Source organism: Sporosarcina sp. G11-34 (assembly GCF_026931025.1).
Window position 1 is genome coordinate 269650 of sequence record NZ_JAHNZW010000004.1, and the last position, 17560, is coordinate 287209.

Annotated in this window: 17 protein-coding genes; 4 read left to right on the forward strand and 13 right to left on the reverse strand. The window is 38.3% G+C overall.

The annotated features are described in order from the left end of the window. Positions 1-25: 25 nt before the first annotated feature. Entirely contained in the window at positions 26-628 is a 603-nt protein-coding gene (locus tag KSU66_RS07620) for a dienelactone hydrolase family protein (RefSeq protein WP_269050827.1), read from the forward strand. Here KSU66_RS07620 and KSU66_RS07625 read toward each other — a convergent pair. After that, positions 603-1331, reverse strand: a complete 729-nt coding sequence (locus tag KSU66_RS07625; RefSeq protein WP_269050828.1) for an endonuclease V — start codon at positions 1329-1331, stop codon at positions 603-605. The genes KSU66_RS07620 and KSU66_RS07625 overlap by 26 nt on opposite strands. 137 nt (positions 1332-1468) lie before the next feature. Here KSU66_RS07625 and KSU66_RS07630 point away from each other — a divergent pair, with 137 nt between their 5' ends. After that, the gene (locus tag KSU66_RS07630) at positions 1469-1909 is read left to right on the forward strand and encodes a hypothetical protein (RefSeq protein WP_269050829.1); all 441 of its coding nucleotides are present in this window, start codon (positions 1469-1471) and stop codon (positions 1907-1909) included. Between the two features lie 81 nt (positions 1910-1990). Here KSU66_RS07630 and KSU66_RS07635 read toward each other — a convergent pair whose 3' ends face one another. The 6 genes from KSU66_RS07635 to KSU66_RS07660 form a co-directional block, all read right to left on the reverse strand. Further along, positions 1991-2353: a phage holin family protein gene (locus tag KSU66_RS07635; protein ID WP_269050830.1), complete on the reverse strand. Its 363-nt coding sequence runs from the start codon at positions 2351-2353 to the stop codon at positions 1991-1993. A gap of 71 nt (positions 2354-2424) precedes the next feature. Further along, positions 2425-3141 carry an EcsC family protein gene (locus tag KSU66_RS07640; RefSeq protein WP_269050831.1) on the reverse strand — a complete coding sequence of 239 codons (717 nt, stop codon included), beginning with the start codon at positions 3139-3141 and terminating at the stop codon, positions 2425-2427. A gap of 121 nt (positions 3142-3262) precedes the next feature. Beyond that, positions 3263-4504: a quaternary amine ABC transporter ATP-binding protein gene (locus KSU66_RS07645; protein WP_269050832.1), complete on the reverse strand. Its 1242-nt coding sequence runs from the start codon at positions 4502-4504 to the stop codon at positions 3263-3265. Continuing rightward, positions 4501-5361 (reverse strand): ABC transporter permease, encoded by an 861-nt coding sequence (locus KSU66_RS07650; protein ID WP_269050942.1) that lies wholly within the window; start codon positions 5359-5361, stop codon positions 4501-4503. Before KSU66_RS07650 ends, KSU66_RS07645 begins: the two co-directional genes overlap by 4 nt. A 115-nt stretch (positions 5362-5476) precedes the next feature. After that, positions 5477-6472 carry an ABC transporter substrate-binding protein gene (locus KSU66_RS07655; protein ID WP_269050833.1) on the reverse strand — a complete coding sequence of 332 codons (996 nt, stop codon included), beginning with the start codon at positions 6470-6472 and terminating at the stop codon, positions 5477-5479. 511 nt (positions 6473-6983) lie between these two features. Further along, the gene (locus KSU66_RS07660) at positions 6984-7613 is read right to left on the reverse strand and encodes an HD domain-containing protein (RefSeq protein WP_269050943.1); all 630 of its coding nucleotides are present in this window, start codon (positions 7611-7613) and stop codon (positions 6984-6986) included. 151 nt (positions 7614-7764) lie between these two features. Between KSU66_RS07660 and KSU66_RS07665 the strand changes: the two genes are divergently transcribed. Beyond that, the gene (locus KSU66_RS07665; protein WP_269050834.1) at positions 7765-7974 is read left to right on the forward strand and encodes a cold-shock protein; all 210 of its coding nucleotides are present in this window, start codon (positions 7765-7767) and stop codon (positions 7972-7974) included. A 45-nt stretch (positions 7975-8019) separates the two neighbouring features. Here the strand turns inward: KSU66_RS07665 and KSU66_RS07670 are convergent, their stop codons facing one another. Further along, positions 8020-8208 (reverse strand): zinc-finger domain-containing protein, encoded by a 189-nt coding sequence (locus KSU66_RS07670; protein ID WP_269050835.1) that lies wholly within the window; start codon positions 8206-8208, stop codon positions 8020-8022. A 142-nt stretch (positions 8209-8350) separates the two neighbouring features. Between KSU66_RS07670 and KSU66_RS07675 the strand changes: the two genes are divergently transcribed. Further along, positions 8351-8740: a ribonuclease HI family protein gene (locus tag KSU66_RS07675; RefSeq protein ID WP_269050836.1), complete on the forward strand. Its 390-nt coding sequence runs from the start codon at positions 8351-8353 to the stop codon at positions 8738-8740. A 25-nt stretch (positions 8741-8765) separates the two neighbouring features. Here KSU66_RS07675 and KSU66_RS07680 read toward each other — a convergent pair whose 3' ends face one another. The 5 genes from KSU66_RS07680 to KSU66_RS07700 all read right to left on the reverse strand — a co-directional run bounded on the left by KSU66_RS07680 (position 8766) and on the right by KSU66_RS07700 (position 17545). After that, positions 8766-9359 (reverse strand): metallophosphoesterase, encoded by a 594-nt coding sequence (locus tag KSU66_RS07680; protein ID WP_269050837.1) that lies wholly within the window; start codon positions 9357-9359, stop codon positions 8766-8768. 18 nt (positions 9360-9377) lie between these two features. Then, the gene (locus KSU66_RS07685) at positions 9378-10199 is read right to left on the reverse strand and encodes a sulfurtransferase (protein WP_269050838.1); all 822 of its coding nucleotides are present in this window, start codon (positions 10197-10199) and stop codon (positions 9378-9380) included. Next, positions 10192-13806 (reverse strand): dynamin family protein, encoded by a 3615-nt coding sequence (locus tag KSU66_RS07690; protein WP_269050839.1) that lies wholly within the window; start codon positions 13804-13806, stop codon positions 10192-10194. Before KSU66_RS07690 ends, KSU66_RS07685 begins: the two co-directional genes overlap by 8 nt. 124 nt (positions 13807-13930) lie before the next feature. Continuing rightward, positions 13931-15430, reverse strand: coding sequence for a carboxypeptidase M32 (locus KSU66_RS07695; RefSeq protein ID WP_269050840.1), 1500 nt, complete (start codon positions 15428-15430; stop codon positions 13931-13933). Between the two features lie 204 nt (positions 15431-15634). Next, entirely contained in the window at positions 15635-17545 is a 1911-nt protein-coding gene (locus KSU66_RS07700; RefSeq protein WP_269050841.1) for an ATP-dependent DNA helicase, read from the reverse strand. Positions 17546-17560: the final 15 nt, after the last annotated feature.

Here is a 17560-nt window from a genome sequence, read left to right on the forward strand (position 1 = left end):
AAAAGAACATAAACGGAGGTTTATTATGCTGCAATTAATGAAAAACTCTGATACAGCAATCATTGTGTTACATGAGATCTATGGTGTTAATGAACATATGAAAAACTTTTGTCAATCACTGTTTGAATATGAGTTTGATGTCTTTTGTCCCAATCTGTTGGGGACAGAGACAGTTTTTGATTATTCACAAGAAGAAACTGCCTATCAATACTTCGTGGAAAAGGTTGGATTTGACAAAGCATCTTCAACTATTAAAAATCTGATTTCTGATATGAAAGATAACTACAAAGAATTATTTATCATAGGGTTTAGTGTGGGCGCAACCACCGCTTGGTTATGTAGTGAAGAAGAAAGCATTCAAGCAATCGTCGGTTATTACGGCTCTCGCATCCGGAACTACATAAATATTACACCCAAATGTCCAACGTTATTATTTTTTCCAGAAAAAGAAAAATCCTTTAATGTAGATGCGTTAATGACTTCTTTAGAGACAATGAATGCGGAGTCACAAAAGTTTAATGGTAACCATGGATTTAGTGACCCTTATTCCGCTAATTATAATAAAGGGTCAGCACAGGAAACGTTTAATCTAATGATTGATTTCATTTCGAACCACTCAACGAATTAGCTTTTGACAAATGTCTTCTCAAAAGCCTTGATTCCAAGTCAGCTAACCGTACCGGAATAGGTAACCGACTTTCTTTATCAATAAGATTTAATATAACTTCTGTAGTCGTCTCAAGATCAATCTCATTCCCACAAGAAATAAATATTGGCTTTACGTCTTTATGAGTACGCAAAACTCTGCCATATACTTCATTCTGCACCTTTATTTCTTTGTAAGAACTCGCTTGGTTTTCAGGCATTTCAAAATCTGCATTATCAATTTTAAAATAACTTTTCGCAACACCAATCGTTGGCTTATTTAGAAAAAATGCGGCATGGGTGGCAATTCCTATATGTCGGGGATGTAAATAGCCATTCCCATCGAAAATAAATAAATCTGGTACGTTTGAAATTTTCTGCGCCGCTTCAAGAACTAATGGCAGTTCCCTAAAAGCTAAATATCCCGGGATATAGGGGACCGTAATTTGTCCAACGCTATATGTTTTTTCAACTACATTTTTCGTTTCATAATCAATAACGACAATACTACAAACGCCCCATTCGATTTCCCCTTCTACCCAATAAGCCAAATCTACACCCGCACAATATTTAATATCTTTAACGGTCCAAACATTGTTTAAATCGATTTTACTAGAAAGAAACACCTGGGTAGATGTAAACGTATCACTTTCAATCCCCAATGGATGTATGTCTTCGATTTTCATAGCAATCCCTTTCCCATATAAGTTTGTTCGTAGTTTTCCCCATATAAGTTATTTCATAATTACTTTTTCAATAAATTGAAAATAGCGGATTGTATGATATGATGGAAAATAAACGAATAACTTCTGGGGGTATATCAATGACAGTAAACAGCATTACATTACCGACTGCCTATATGATTGAAACATTGCGTAGTAACGGTGCTTCTGATAACGAGATACTAACAAACATCGAGCGAAAAAATAGTAGCCTTTGGGAAGAATTAGAGTCATCATTTGATTATAACAATCTAATCGAACTATATGAGCAGGACTCGGATGCCTTTAAATCGATTATCCATGATGGATATACAATTAAATTCGTCACAATAAGGGGATTACAAAACTTATTAAAACTTAAGTTTGATAAAATTGCAGAGCGAGATTACCAACTCACAGATAAAGGAATCAACCAACTACAAATCGATAATCAGCAATTAACTAAAATCAAACAGATTCTCTCTATAAACTGGATTGTAACGGAACTAGACTCACATAATGATAGTCAACAAACGAAAGAAGTTAGCATTTTATTGCAATAATTGTCTTATCAAAAAACGAGGTACGGCTATCTTTTGGATAGTCGTACCTCGTTTTTTATAATAGATTTAGCTTGGTAAATATTACCTACGACGTCGATTTTCCCGTTTTGAATTAGACGAATTAAGGAATAGGTTCAAAATGGACATCAAAATAGCAATTAATAATGCAGTGCCAAAACCATCAATAATGAACCCTTCGCCCATCAGTTTATTCGTCAACAAAAGCATAAGCGCATTAATAACAAACAAGAACAAACCAAGTGTCAAAATTGTTGCCGGTAATGTAAAAAGTATCAACAACGGGCGAACAAGCATATTAACTAAGGCTAAAAGAATACTTGCAAGAATAGCATTTCCTACGCCAACTACAGTAAAACTCGGAATTAACAATGATAGTAACAAAAAGAATACAGCATTTAGTAAAATACGTCCAAACCATTCCATCCGACACAAATCCTTTCGAAAATTATATTGAAATCAACCATAACAAAATACTTGTTTACTAATTTCATCCGCTAACATGATGCATTCATTAATCGTAATCGATAGGCATTCATGGCTGTTTCACCAAGCTGATCGAGCAAATTGTAGTTTGCATATGCACCTACAACTGCACCAAAACCCGGAATTAGTTGAAACATTTTAATTAAATCGATATAGTCACGGTATTCTTGCTGGAATTCATGCCAATCCATATCTTTAATATGTTGCTTTTCTTCCTCCCAGTTTTCTATTATAAAAAAAGTATCCCTTCTTTTTTCATCACTTGAAAATGCGAGCTTGAACACATGTAACATAAAGAGGCGTTCTTCATACTCATTCGCATCAAATCCGTATACATTTGCAGCTTCAAACAAAAACTTCATTTTAATAGACAGTAATAATGGAAAATCAGCAACGCCGAGTAAGATTCCCCCTGCGCCTGTCCCAGCACCTTCTATAACCGCAGTCTTTCGATATGCTGACAGTTTTCCTTTCAGAAGTTCATCCCGTTCAAAAAGGCTTAGTTCGGTAGATACCCTTTTCCCCGCAGTTATATTAGAGCCAAATAATGTAGCTTTGACCATATTTTTAATGCTTTCCGTAATAACTTTATGAACTTTTTCAGGAATCATTCCATTGACTTTCACTTGTGCTTTCTTTGACAAACGATTGATAAGCCGTGATTTCTTCACTATATTTCTCTTCCAATTTTGTAACTCTTCATTCACCTTGGTTGTATAGTCAGTCATTATATTCCCATCCTTCACCTTTCGTTCCATAACTAGATATACGGTTACCTTTGGAAAAAGATTCAAATTCATCCAAAGAAATTAAAACAGGTACACCTAGTCGATAGGTGTACCTGTTTTTTCAGTCTATAACCGGCTCTTCGAGAACATCTATTTCGATTTCTTCATCTGCCTCGTTATCTCCGTTATCGCCTACCAAACTTGCTAATACATGAACCCGTAAAATAATGCCTAAAATCACATTCGCTTCATTCACAACAACTAGCGGATATTTTGATTCCAAGACCATTGGGATAATATTTTCTACATATTCCGATGGATCTACTGTATTGACATCTGTTTGCAAAACATCCAGTAACGTTTTCTTTTGTTTTAAGCCTTCAATCGCGGCGTCAATTGTTACAATTCCTTTTAACTGGCGATTTCGTTCTGTCACAAAAGCACTGGAGATCCCGTTTTCTCGCATGACTTTTATTGCCATATTTAGTCCATCTTTTAACGACACTAACCCAAATGGACGAGACATTATATTTTCTGCTTGTAAAACTTTCGAGCGATCGATGTCACGTATGAACTCCGATATATACTCGTTTGCCGGTTCAGCTAAAATTTCTTCTGGTGTACCTATTTGCTCCACATTACCGTCTTTCATAACAGCTACACGGTCACCAATCTTAAATGCTTCATTGACATCATGTGTAATGAATATTATTGTTTTTTGAAGTCGATTTTGAATATCAATCAATTCCAATTGCATTTCCCTTCGAATTAATGGATCGAGCGCACTAAATGGTTCATCCATTAATAAAATATCCGGGTCATTCGCAAGTGCTCGCGCAATCCCAACACGCTGTTGCATGCCACCAGATAGCTCGTCAGGATACTTGTCTTCCCATCCTTTTAATCCAACCAATTCCAGATTATGTTGAGCAATTTTTCTTCTTTCTGCTTTTGGAACATTCTTAATTTCCAAGCCGTATTCGATATTTCCAAGAATTGTACGATGACTAAACAATCCAAAATGTTGGAACACCATAGCAATCTTCTTTTGCCGGTACTCTTTTAATTGTTTAGGATTATACTTTACAATATCTTTCCCATCAACATATATTGAACCTGATGACGGTCGGTTTAGCATGTTCAAGCATCGAATTAAAGTTGACTTACCACTACCAGAAAGGCCCATTATAACGAAGGTTTCCCCTTCTAGAATCTCCATCGATGCATTATATACACCTACTGTATGACCAGTTTTCTTTAAAATTTCTGTTTTAGACTCTCCAGCTTCAACCATTTTCACAATTCTTTTCGGACGTGGACCGAAAATCTTAGAAACGTTTTCAACTTTCATTTTTACTGTCATGATTCCGTCCTCCTTTGCTTCTGAAGACGTTCTGCAATTCCACCTGTAATACGGTCAATAATGATTGCTAGGAAAACAATACTAATTCCAGCTTCAAATCCAACTGCAATATCTATACGGTTGATTGCAAAGAGAACTCGTTCTCCAAGACCTTGCGCACCAACCATTGATCCGATAACCGCCATGGATAGAGCCATCATTGTTGTTTGGTTAACTCCAGCCATAATAGTAGGTAGCGCTTGTGGAAGCTGAACTTTTGTTAGCATTTGTGCTGTTGAAGAACCGAATGATTGTGCGGATTCAACTACTTCTTTATCAACATTACGTATAGCAAGCTCAGTTAATCGCATTACTGGAGGCAACGCATAAATTACCGTTGCAATTACAGCTGGCACGTTACCTAAAGGAAAAAAGAAGATAACTGGGATTAAATAAACAAAACTTGGCATCGTTTGCATCGCATCAAGTATCGGTCTTGTAATAACTGATACAGTTTTATTAAACGCCATCAAAATCCCTAACGGAATACCAATTATTAAGGAAAGAAGTACGGAGATTAATACGATAGAAACGGTAATCATCGTTTCCGCCCATAAATCAAATGAACCGATTAAAAATAGAAACACACCGAAAAGTATACCACCTGGCAGATTTGTAAAATACCAACCTAATAAAAAGATTAATACAATGAAAAGCCACCAAGGAATTGCTAGTAAGCCAGCTTCTAAACCTTTTATTGAAGCAGAAGCTATCACAAAAATAAAATCAAATAATGCATCAAAATTTGCTGCTAAAAACTCTACAAAACTTTGTACACTATCACCAATTGGAAATCTTATATCGGGAAATTCAAACATAAACATCGGACTGTAAGAAACAGTCACTTTCACACCCTTTATAACAAAGAGTTGGAGATGAGCTCAGTATAGACCGAGCATCTATCCCCCAACAATTTATTTAATTTATTTTTTATTATTCTAATGAAGCAAGTACTTTTTCAGCTATATCTTCAGGGACCCATGAAGTCCAAAGATCTTCATGTTCTTTCATCCACCATGCAGCTGTTTCATCTGCATCTGTTTCATTTGCTTCCATATAGTTTAACGCCTCTTCTGTTAACTTATTACTAGTTTCATAGTTCTTTAAAAATGCAGTTACGTCCTCTGCTTGTGTTGGAAAATCTTTATGAACGGCAACAGTAACAAGGTCAGGTGCAAATTCGGTCCCTCTGTTCTCATCCCATATTTCTTTGTCATAAGGATTATCTTCTAACATTGTTAAATCATATTTTGCAGTTACCCAAGTTGGTGACCAATAGTAACCTACCCACGCTTCACCTTTTGTGTAAGCTGCAGCTAAAGAAGCTACAATTGCTGAATCTGATCCTGGAGCTAGATAATTGTAGTGTTCATCTAAACCATACGTCTCAACTTTAATCCCTAAATGTTCACTAACTGCCCAACTAGAAGGTGCTCCAACAATTCGGCCTTTACTTCTTTCTTCTGGATCGGGGAACAATTCAGGGTACTTTTCTAAATCTTGAACTGTTCGCAAGTCCGGGGCAATTGGTTCAATACCTCTTTCTTTATCACCTTCGATTACATAAGTTGGTACAAAGAGACCTTGTGCATTATCATCAAAGTTTGTTGATAAACTGATAACAGATCCTTCATCAACTGCTTCGTAATATGGATCGCCTAACGTTTCCGTCCATGCTTCCATATAGACGTTTATATCACCTTTTGCAAGTCCTTGAAATGTAACTGGTGTTGATCCTGGCACAACTTCCGTTTCATAACCATAGCCTTCTTCAATAATACGCTGTGCAATACTATTGTGGACACGAATACTATCCCAACCAGCATCAGCAAATTTAATCACTTTAATGCTATCTTTACTTTCCTCACTACTACATGCCGCAAGCAATAAAAGTAGAATAACCGATAAAACCATTGCCATTTTACGCATAAAAAATCAATACCCCTTTTGCATTAATAGTTTTTGTCTGTTAAAAACAGAAGAACTACTATCCCCCTAGTATACAAAATTTTACAGACGATCAAAGTTGTAAACGGATTGGTTAGTATCATAACAAAGTCCCCACATCAGAACAAATGCATTTCCAGACTATTTTATCGATTAACAGTCGAAGGGCTCAGCGGGGTCAATGGTTCTCTACCAATTAGCAATTAATCAAAAAGGGTACTTTAGAACTAGTAAATTCATTGCATATTCACCGTTTTCACACCCGTATTTTTTGGTAGATACATAGGTTAAACTTAAAAAACGACAGATAGACTCATACAACCTTACTGGACAATTCACTAACCTCCCTATTAGATTATCCACCGAACCCCGTATATCGTCTTTTAGCAAGGCGTAGAGGCACTTTAATTCATTCTTAGTTGTTATTTTAAAAATAATAAAAAAATCCCTTATCCTAATTAAATAAGGACAAGGAATTACGTATTTATATTTTTTATCGACCAACTTCTCTGTCTAGCTGATTCAAAAATTCAACCATATACATATGTCGCTCTTCCGCAAGGCGCTTTCCTTCTTCCGTCACCATCAAATCCTTTAACAATAGCAACTTCTCATAAAAATGAGTGACGGAGGCAGTTCCCCGTCCACGATAATCCGCTTCAGACATGTTGGAGCGGACAGATTCACTTTTATCGTAAAGTTTTCTTCCTTTTGCACCACCAAATGCAAACGTACGAGCAATTCCAATTGCGCCCATCGCATCCAGTCGATCTGCATCCCGAATAATGGCCCCTTCAATCGATGTAATCGCTTGTGCATTGCCACCACTAAAAGAGACACTTTTAATACACTCTATTATTTTATCTGTAAGTTGTTTGGAAGCACCGATGGATTGTAAGATTTCCATAGCCGACGGATTGGCATCTGATTTGTATTTAGCATCATCAATATCGTGAAGAAGAACCGCTAAACGAATGATTGATTCATCCACATTATCCTCGGTCGCCATAATGTCTTCTGCATTTTTCATAACACGTTCAATATGAGCGTAGTCATGACTTGCATCGAATTGTTCATAAATTGTTAGGACAGACTGTTTGCATGTCTGAATAAGTTGATCCATTTCGTCACCCACTTTTAAATATTTTTTAGTTTCCAAACATCTTTCAGAAACTTTAGACATATCATTGACGGTAACTGTCGAATCATGTATAGTTTAATGCATCCGCGTATTGTTAGCGGATAGACATTGATTCTCCGAGGAGGAACTGACTATGTACGAAGGTAAAGTTAAATGGTTCAGCAACGAAAAAGGCTATGGTTTCATCGAAGCCGATGACGGTGAAGATGTATTTGTTCACTTTACTGGTGTTGTAGGTGAGGGGTTCAAAACGCTTGATGAAGGCGAATCCGTATCCTTTGAAATTATCGAAGGGAATCGTGGTCCTCAGGCGGCTAATGTCTTAAAAATTGAAACTGAATGATTAATAAGCTATCCCGCTGGCACATAATAAATTGCCCGCGGGATATTATTTTGTAAACTTATTCATTTCCTTCCCCAGAAACTTAAGATGCTCACCAATCGTGCACGTTGTAATACAAAAACGATGTGCGGCGGTCTTTCCATTATCTTTTGACAACTGTTTTTTCAAAAAACAGCCCTCGCAATATACATCCAGCGTCTTATCAATTTCACTCATCACCAATGCCTTATCCATAATGTCCTCCATTCGGGACGATGCACTTATTTTAAAGCTCATTGCCATCCTATGCAAGAGTCCTTATACTGATTAGCATACCCGATGAACTCCATATCATTAATACCAAAAAGTTACCTATTCCAAGTGAGGTGAAGTTGTAATGATTGAATTGTATGTTGATGGTGCAAGTGCAGGAAATCCTGGAAAAAGTGGGATTGGGATTTTCATTAAAGGCGAAGGCCATAAAATCAAAATTTCAGAACCGATTGAACCTACGAATAATCATACCGCTGAGTTTTTAGCATTGCTTAGAGGTCTAGAAGAAGTTGCAACATTAACGAGCGGCATGGTATCCGCCCGCTCTGATTCACAAGTCGTCGTTATGTCGGTTGAAAGGGAATTCGTGAAAAATGAGATGCATAAAGAAATACTCGCGAAAATTCTAGCCATTACAAATACATTCGATTATTTTTTCATTAAATGGATTCCAGGCGAAGATAACCGGGCGGCCGATGCACTTGCAAAAGAAGCGATTCATAGAAAAAATTGAAGGCTGGCAAAGCCTTTCAGTTTTTTCAGGTCGCTTTCATAAACTGAACTGTACCTTCTAGCGAATCATAGAGCGCCCATTCTTTATCGCCGACAACGGCCCCAACATTCACAAGCACGTTTTTCCCATCTACATGATACGGTATTCCAAATTCAATTTCCTGTTGAATACCATTAATAAGCAACTCCGAACAGTGACTATGTCCATAAAAAACAGGGGATTTTTCTACATTGGCATCGATAAGGGCCCATGGATTACCGCCCCACTTCCACTGATGTCCATGAATAATTTCTGCATGACCGATTTCGTATGTTTCCGGCATAGCTGCTAATTTTTCGCGTAACGGGTCATCCGTCTCTGTAATTTGTAAAATACGTTCTTCTTGGTTACCACTTATAGAAGGAAACGTTAAAAGTTCTGTGAATCCTTCTGGTAAAATCATAACCTCTTCAAGCAGTTTAAATTTGTAATTTGTAATATCCTTTTTACTAATCGTACATTCGAAGACATCTCCCGTGCCAATTCGAATGGCCTCGGGAGCTATATCTGAAATATTAGCAAGAACGTCTTCTAAATCTTTAATCGATGAATGAATGTCTCCGAGTAAAGCATATAGCATGTCTTCATCCCCTTGAAATCAGTCTTTCTCCACTTTTGCGCCTTCTTTTGAAATCCAATCGCTATAACTGCCGACGTACAAACGAATGTTTTCATACCCATTCTCCGCTAACATTGCATAAAGAGGGGCTGCTGTTACACCACTTCCACAGTATACAGTCACTTCTTTGGATGGATCTACGACGGTTTCCATCGCCACTTTTACTGATTCATCCATATTAAACAAACCGTCTTTTTTCAATTGTTCCCAATCAAAGTTGAACGCACCTGGAATTCGACCCGCAATCGGATCGATTGGTTCGGTTTCGCCACGATATCTTTCGGCTGAACGCGCATCGAGAAGAATGCTCTCTGTTTTTCCGGAAACTGTTTCTTCAACAAATTGTCTTGGGGCATAAATCATTTCATCCCACAGTGGAGATACTAAAGAATGTTTGGGATTTGGCGTATTTGCATCTACAGAAAGACCCGCTTCTTTGATTGCTTCAAAACCTTCAATGACAATATACGAGTTTTTAAAACCAGCATATTGAAGAATCCACCATGCACGTGCTGCAAATGGACTTCCACCGTCATCGTAAACAGCGATTTTATCATTAATAGAAAGCCCTGTTTTTCTAAATAGTTCAATAAGTGAATCTTTTTCAGCCATTGGGTGACGTCCTTCTTTTTTCGTCAAATCGGATAAGTCGGTATCTAAATTCCAGTAAACCGCTTCGGATACATGACCGCTTTCATATTTCTGGATGCCTTCTTTTGCATCTTGTAAAGAAAACCTCGTGTCAATCCATCGATAATCTGTATGATTTATATCTTTTACTGAAATAAATACTTTACCCAATTAAAATCAGCTCCTCTTCCACTAGTTTTGCGTAAATCGTACGCCATTCTTCGATATTATCTGTTGTGTTTAAGATTGCTCGTTCCGAATTAATCTGATTCAGGCACTCTTTCAATACATGTTGCCTAAACCCTTCTGTCTCACTATCTATCCACTGATTTGCCCACTTCTCTAATCTTTCTTTTTGTTTACCAAGATACGTCGCTGAATCGTGTTTCAAAACTTCTTCAAGCTGTTCTTTTAACAGATCACGTTCGCCTTTTTCAAAAAAGGACCGTTGATTTTTGAATAGCTTATTGACACTACTATAAACTTGCGGATTCGAAAATGGTAGATCAAACGATAACATTTCCGCATCAATCGCTTCATAAGGCGTTAAAGAGAACGTATCATCTTTTTCTTTTAATGTACTGAACTCTACACGTCCCCGGTCATTTAGTTGTTTCTTCATGTAATTCAATATTCGTAAGTTCGTTACTTTTAATTCTTGTGTCAAGTCAAAACCAACCATGCCGACCGCTTCATCTAGGGCAGTTTTTAGCGCACGATCTGCGGAGTAATTTGCGAATGTAGACGGATTATATGCTTCTTTAAAAAAGTCACCGTATCGTAAAAATACACGTTGCAATACATAGTAGACGAGCTCGCTTAATTCATTCGCAGTGCCTTTGGTCAATACTTCTGCAAAACTGGATGCGTATTTTTGACGAACTTCCCCTTCAAGTCGGTTGAGCTCGTCCAATCGGTCAGACTTTCGTAACATATTGGATTCCGTTCGTGAGATTAGCGAAGCAAGCCGCTCGGTTGTTTTTTCCGTTTCTTCCTCCAATGCTTGAACAGCGAGTCCCTTTAAATCTTGTTCTAAGAAATAATGGAACTCCTCTTCAAATGTTTTCATAAACGGATCTTGTTGCTTTGCCATTTTCGACTCCAGTGCTTGGAGACTCGATATGCCGTGAACTCTTGGATGTCGGATACCAAACTTTTGAAGTTCATTGGCTACAAATGATTTTACTTCCTCTGCCTCTTCCTCGTCTGTTGCTAAATCGATGGCATTGACAATGAAAAACATTTTGTCCAATTCAAATGCATCTTTTACTCGGCCTAGTTGGACGAGGAATTCCCGGTCTGCCCTAGCAAATGCATGGTTATAATAAGTGACAAATAAAATCGCATCCGCATTGCGAATATAATCAAACGCAACATCCGTGTGACGCGCGTTTATAGAATCCGCTCCCGGTGTGTCAACAAGTGTAATGCCTTTTCGAGTCAGTTCACAGTCATAGTAGAAATCAATGGATTCTACAAAGCAACTACGATTTTCCTCAGCTACAAACTTTACAAACTCATCGCGTTCCACCTTAATAACAGTACCTAGCGCATCCTTATAATTTGGATAGCCTTGTTTGAAAGCAGTGATGAATGCTTTATGAATATGAAGCGTTTCATCCTCTAACTCGGCTGCAAGAGCCGCATCCACTTTTGAATAGGCATCTTCTAGCGATATAGCATTCATCCCAAGCGCATCAAATGAACGAATTACATCTTCCGTCATTCGATCCATCGTCTTCAGTAATACATCAGCCGTACCATCTTCTTTTCCGTTTGATACGGGACGAATTCGGTTAATAGTCGCGGTTGTTGGATTCGGTGAAACAGGGAGAATTCGCTCTCCAATTAGTGCATTTGAAAAAGAAGATTTCCCTGCACTAAATGCTCCGAATAAAGCAACTGTAAACTCTTGACCTTCTAACCGCCCGGCTTTCATCCGTAAATATTCCGCTGTTTCCATAAACCCGGGAACGTCTTGAACGATTTTCGCTACACGGGCAGCCGTTTCCGCAACGATATCGGAATTAGAAGACACTTTGCTAACTTGTTCGGGATGAATTTCTTCTGTAGTTACATCCACTTCAATTAGCGCTTCTTCTATTTTATATTCCGTTATGTGTAGCGTTTCTCTTTTTTTCCATTTTACAATTAATGCGTCCCGTTTCGTAATAATAGCGGATGAAGGATTTTCACTTTCTTTTTCGATCAACTGTAAATGATTCATAAGTTCATTCACATGTTCGATTGCATATACTTTTTCATTCAATATATGTGCTCTCTGTTCAAAAATCCCCGAGTTTTCATTTCCCGCGGTCGATGCAATTTGAGCCATTTCTACTTTCCAGTCTTCTGTCATCCTTCTAAAAATTGTTTGAATAACTGTTTTCATTCGTTCTGAATGGTTAAGAATCGCATCGCCCGTAAGTACATCTGCAGCTGTAAATTCCTTTTCTAAGAAATCAAACGGAATCGTCAAATCCAGTGAATCTATTTCCAATGAACGATCATCTGTTAAAATACCTGCTTCTTTCAATGACTTTTTCATAAGTGATTTCAAATGTACTTCAATTTGTGCATGAACGAGCTTGCGCACATTTTCGAAAAATGCTTCTTTTCGTCGTTGCTTTTCGTCCCCTGTTTTTTTCGCACTAAATAGAAAACCCATTTTAAAACGAGATGATAGTGACTCCAAATACTCCCTTAATAGTTCACGCGTTTCGTACGGTGTAATTGCTGCATTTTTAAGAAGGCTATTTCTTTCCTTATCAAAAGCAACCGCAAACTCGTCCCCACTTAAAAGGGCCAACATTCGGTTTGCTTCTGCGGCTTCCACCGCTAGTTCTTCTTCCATATCCCATTCGTTTTCTGCAACAATTTCGGAATATACATTTTTACGTTCTTCGATTTCATCATTTAAAAATTGTGTATGCTCTTCCCGCAGTTTAATAATTGTTTGATGGGCATTTTCGATAAAACGCTCATGCCAATTTTCCATTGACCCCTCAACAATTTTCTTCACTTTTTCAAAATCATTATTAGGAAAATCGCGTTCCTTTAATGATGTATAAAAAATTCCTTGTGGTTCGACTCCCCACATTTTAAATGACTCTTCTACCGATTGTTTGAAAGTAGCAAATGGCAATTCACTTTCCCGATGTTTGTCGATTTGGTTAATGATCAAATATACATTGCTGTTGTAACGCATCAATTCTTTCGTAAAACGGAAATTCAATTCCGACTGGACATGGTTATAATCCATTGTATAAAAAACAAGATCTGCCAAATGAAGAGCTGATTCTGTAGACAGTCTGTGTGCGTCGTCTGTCGAATCCACACCCGGCGTATCCATAACGGTAATCCCGTCTGGTAGTGTCGATTCTTTATGGCCAATTTCAACAAGAGAGACTGCTGCGCCGTCCTTACTAAAGGATTTCACCGCATCTACCAAGCCATTGCCACCATACTTTACTGCGGTTCCATCAACCGAATGGATGATGCAATAGTCAGTCTCACTTTTTCGAACCTTGACGATGTTTGCACTTGTAGGTATTGGGCTTGACGGTAATAAGTCACCGCCTGTAAGTGCGTTAATCATCGAAGATTTCCCTGCGGAAAAATGACCCGCATAACCTATCATATATTCCTCATCGATTAGTTTATCAGCAAATAAAGCCGCCTTTTTAAACCGTTCTTCATCGTCATTCTCTTTAAAAATTTGTGCATATGTAGCGACTTCTTGAAGCAAATATGTAAGTTGTTTATCAAACTCAGACATGTTTAATTCGACCCTTTCATCCTTTAACTGTCCCTATCATACCACTTTTTGTACGTATTAATCGAGATAATTAAAGACAGTCCCGACTACCGGCTTTTTGCCAAAGACGGGACTGCCCATTAGTTTATAAATTATAAAGCCTTGTATACTTTTCAGATAAATAATCGGCCAAGTACTTCGCATTCAACCCTTCGCCGGTCGTATCTTTAATGATTTCTAGTGGTTTTTTCATCTTCCCAAATTTGTGTACATGTTCAGTTAACCAGTCAAGAATCGGACTAAACTCACCCTTCAAACAAAGTTCATCAAAATCAGGAAGATCCTTTAGCATGGCTACTTTCAGTTGTGCAGCATACATATAACCAAGTGCGTAGGATGGAAAGTATCCAAATGCTCCGCCCGCCCAGTGAACGTCTTGTAGGACACCTTCACCGTTATTTTTAGGGCGAACACCAAGATATTCTTCGTATTTGTCATTCCAAATTTGTGGTAAGTCTTTCACTTCCAAATCACCGTTGAAGAGCCCTTTTTCAATTTCATAACGAATCATAATATGCAGTGGATATGTTAACTCATCCGCTTCAATTCGAATAAGCGATGGCTTGGAAACATCGACCGCACGAAGAAAACCTTCTAGCGAGACTCCCTCAAACTGATCCGGTGAATACCTTTTTAATAAATCAAAATTATATTTCCAAAAGTTTTCGTTATGTCCGACGAATTGTTCATAAAAAAGGGATTGGGATTCATGAATACCCATCGATGTACCATCTGCGATAGGAAGTCCCTCAAGTTTTGTATCTATATTTTGCTCGTAAAGCGCATGTCCGCACTCATGAATGGTACCAAATACAGCTGAACGGAAATCAAACTCATCATATTTTGTTGTAATTCGTACATCTCCAATATTAATGCTTGTCGCGAAAGGATGTACAGTTTCGTCAAGACGACCTGCGTCAAAGTCATATCCGAGCTGTGTTAACACATCATGACTAAATGCTTTTTGATTTTCTTTCGGGAACTTTTTGAATAAAAAAGATGTATCTGGTTGCTCTGATTCATTAATTTTCTTAACGAGTGGCACAATTGTCTCTTTCAACTGGTTAAATACTTCATCGATAATATCTGTTGTCATTCCTGGTTCGTATTGGTCAAGTAAGGTGTTGTAGGCATTGCCGTCTTTTTCGCCCCAATACCCGATAAATTTCTTTGTCGTTGCGACGATTTTCTCAAGATAAGGCAGAAACATTTCAAAGTCTGCTGTTTCTTTCGCTTCTTCCCAAGCGGACTCGGATTGCGAGCTAAGCACAACAAACTGACGATATTCTTCTGCCGGGATTTTCTTACTTTGGTCGAACTCTTTTTTTGCTTCTTCATATGTTTTCAACAAAATCGGGTCTAAGTCTGCTTTCTTTTTTTCCAGTTCATCCAGATACCCTTCCATCTCGGCTGATATGCTCAATTTAAACAGTTCAGATGATAAAGTTCCAACAACTTCGGATCTGGCCGGGATGCCTTTTTTCGGTGCGCCTGTGCGCATATCCCAAAACATAATCGATAAAGCTTCGGAGTATGCACCCATTTTTTTCAGTAGCGCTAAAAAGTTTTCTTCTGTCGTCACCATAATTCCTCCTTATCACGTACATATGATTTTATATTATCATAATTCACTCAAATAAAACTAAATATGTAGTAGCATAAGTACTTCTCGGTACAATCCATAATCGGGTATCGACTCCTCCTATACAAAAAAGCCCTCCCAAAACTGGGAGAGCGATTGTATGATCAATCAAGTCTTAGCGTCATTGCATCCAGACTTTGAAAGGAGTTATACAGTTATTTTCATCTTCACCGGGAAAATCGAGTCGATTTTAGATTTCATCTCTTGTTCTTCGGCTTCTAATAGTAAATGAACTGTTCCCGAGTCAGCTGATGTTCGAATTAATCGACCCGCGCCTTGCCTTAAACGCAGTAACATAAATGGAAGATCAACTTCCTCGAACGGATTTTCTGAATGACTGCGTTTTGCTTCGAATAATGGATCCTTTGGAGGAAACGGTAAATCATGTATAATCACGCGTGTCAATGCATCTTGTGGAATATCGAGTCCTTCCCACAGATGATACGAACAAAGAACTTGAACACGCTTTTGTTGAAAGTCCCTTACGATAGATGACAATTCTCGTTCACCTTCAAAAGCAATCCGATCCATCCACTCCGCAGGTACTTGCGCTTTAAATTCCAACATTGTCCGCTCGGATTTAAAGAGCATGAGCGTCGGTTCGCCGTCTTTTAAGAGTTCAAGCCCACGATCTGCTTTCTTTCCAGCGTCAATATCATGTGCAAATACTTTCATTACTTCATCATAGTCAAAAGGAGAGTCGACAGAAAATGAAAGGAAATCTTGAATACCGAGCCCATCTGCCAAATACGAAAAGTCTTTTTGAATCGATAACGTCGCGGATGAAAAAACAATTGGAGTCTTCGATGAAAACAATTTCTCCCTCAAAATATCCGTTACAAGTCTTGGCATAATAACAAGTGTCGATTCACCCTTAGGTGTCTCGAGCCAGTCGACTGCATCGCTTCCCGACGTGAATAATTCCATCGAATAGATATATTGCTCAAGGTATTCCTCGACCATTTTCAAATCATATTCTGGTATTGTAAAAAGTTCTCCTTCAAAGACGAATTCTTCAAGAAGAGCCGTCGAAATCGTCACAGCCTCTTTTCCAACCTCTAAAAGAGCCGGCACTTTTTCAATTCCTTTGCGTTCATTATCGGTCGTGTCCGCACAAACGTCTAACATTGTGAAAAACGCCTCATGCGTATCTATCAAGCGTTCCATTAACTGAAGCGTTTCTTCCCTTACTCCATCGACCATGGCACGTTCCAATAGATTTAACAATGTGCTATTTTGAACTTCATATGTGAGTGCGCGTTGCGCGGAATACTCAAGCAGATGGCCTTCATCGAACACAATCATTGATGCTTCTGGCAAAAGTGGTAATTGGCCTTGCCTCACACGAGATTCTTTTGTCCAAATATGCTCCATATAAAAATCATGCGAACAAATAACAATTTCCAATGCGTCTCTATAATGATTGCGATGTATTGTTTGACCACATCGATTGCGTAAATCACATGCAGAACACTGTTGAGTAGGGTGATAATTTACGGTCTGCCATTCTTCGTCACTCAAATCAGGGTAATCTGACCGATCTCCATAAGGTACAATTGATTGTAATGAGCCGCTACCGTAAACAAAATCGGGAAGACTGTCTTCTAGGGTATCGATATACTCCGCGTCAATTTGGTTTCCTATTTCATCGAGACGTTTCAAACAAAGATACTGGCTTCTTGCTTTCGCCAGCCGAACATCGATATCGAGACCTAATGCTTCACTGATTTTCTTTATATCGCCATCTTCTTTAACAAGTTGGTCAATCAGTGTTTCATCTGCACAAGAAATCAGTGCTGGTTTTCCCGTATAACGGGCATACGCAATTGCTGGTAAAAGATAAGCAATCGTTTTCCCAGTTCCAACACCCGCTTCTGCAAATAACACATTCTTTTCTTTGAGCGCTTGTTCAATTTGAAACGCCATATAAATCTGTTCATCGCGGCATTCAAACCCTTTTTCAGTTAAATCGTCATATAACGTATCCCCGATCCAATCATTCAATGAGTCATAAAACGATTTTTCTTTCGATAAAGGGAATGGCATCTTTCTTTTCATATGGAACCCCTTCCT

What these genes read in the sequence shown, in the direction of transcription:
- KSU66_RS07620 (WP_269050827.1), top strand. Translation starts at nt 26, where the DNA reads ATGCTGCAATTAATGAAAAACTCTGATACAGCAATCATTGTGTTACAT.
- KSU66_RS07625 (WP_269050828.1), bottom strand. Translation starts at nt 1,331, where the DNA reads ATGAAAATCGAAGACATACATCCATTGGGGATTGAAAGTGATACGTTT.
- KSU66_RS07630 (WP_269050829.1), top strand. Translation starts at nt 1,469, where the DNA reads ATGACAGTAAACAGCATTACATTACCGACTGCCTATATGATTGAAACA.
- KSU66_RS07635 (WP_269050830.1), bottom strand. Translation starts at nt 2,353, where the DNA reads ATGGAATGGTTTGGACGTATTTTACTAAATGCTGTATTCTTTTTGTTA.
- KSU66_RS07640 (WP_269050831.1), bottom strand. Translation starts at nt 3,141, where the DNA reads ATGACTGACTATACAACCAAGGTGAATGAAGAGTTACAAAATTGGAAG.
- KSU66_RS07645 (WP_269050832.1), bottom strand. Translation starts at nt 4,504, where the DNA reads ATGACAGTAAAAATGAAAGTTGAAAACGTTTCTAAGATTTTCGGTCCA.
- KSU66_RS07650 (WP_269050942.1), bottom strand. Translation starts at nt 5,361, where the DNA reads ATGTTTGAATTTCCCGATATAAGATTTCCAATTGGTGATAGTGTACAA.
- KSU66_RS07655 (WP_269050833.1), bottom strand. Translation starts at nt 6,472, where the DNA reads ATGCGTAAAATGGCAATGGTTTTATCGGTTATTCTACTTTTATTGCTT.
- KSU66_RS07660 (WP_269050943.1), bottom strand. Translation starts at nt 7,613, where the DNA reads ATGGATCAACTTATTCAGACATGCAAACAGTCTGTCCTAACAATTTAT.
- KSU66_RS07665 (WP_269050834.1), top strand. Translation starts at nt 7,765, where the DNA reads ATGTACGAAGGTAAAGTTAAATGGTTCAGCAACGAAAAAGGCTATGGT.
- KSU66_RS07670 (WP_269050835.1), bottom strand. Translation starts at nt 8,208, where the DNA reads ATGGATAAGGCATTGGTGATGAGTGAAATTGATAAGACGCTGGATGTA.
- KSU66_RS07675 (WP_269050836.1), top strand. Translation starts at nt 8,351, where the DNA reads ATGATTGAATTGTATGTTGATGGTGCAAGTGCAGGAAATCCTGGAAAA.
- KSU66_RS07680 (WP_269050837.1), bottom strand. Translation starts at nt 9,359, where the DNA reads ATGCTATATGCTTTACTCGGAGACATTCATTCATCGATTAAAGATTTA.
- KSU66_RS07690 (WP_269050839.1), bottom strand. Translation starts at nt 13,806, where the DNA reads ATGTCTGAGTTTGATAAACAACTTACATATTTGCTTCAAGAAGTCGCT.
- KSU66_RS07695 (WP_269050840.1), bottom strand. Translation starts at nt 15,430, where the DNA reads ATGGTGACGACAGAAGAAAACTTTTTAGCGCTACTGAAAAAAATGGGT.
- KSU66_RS07700 (WP_269050841.1), bottom strand. Translation starts at nt 17,545, where the DNA reads ATGAAAAGAAAGATGCCATTCCCTTTATCGAAAGAAAAATCGTTTTAT.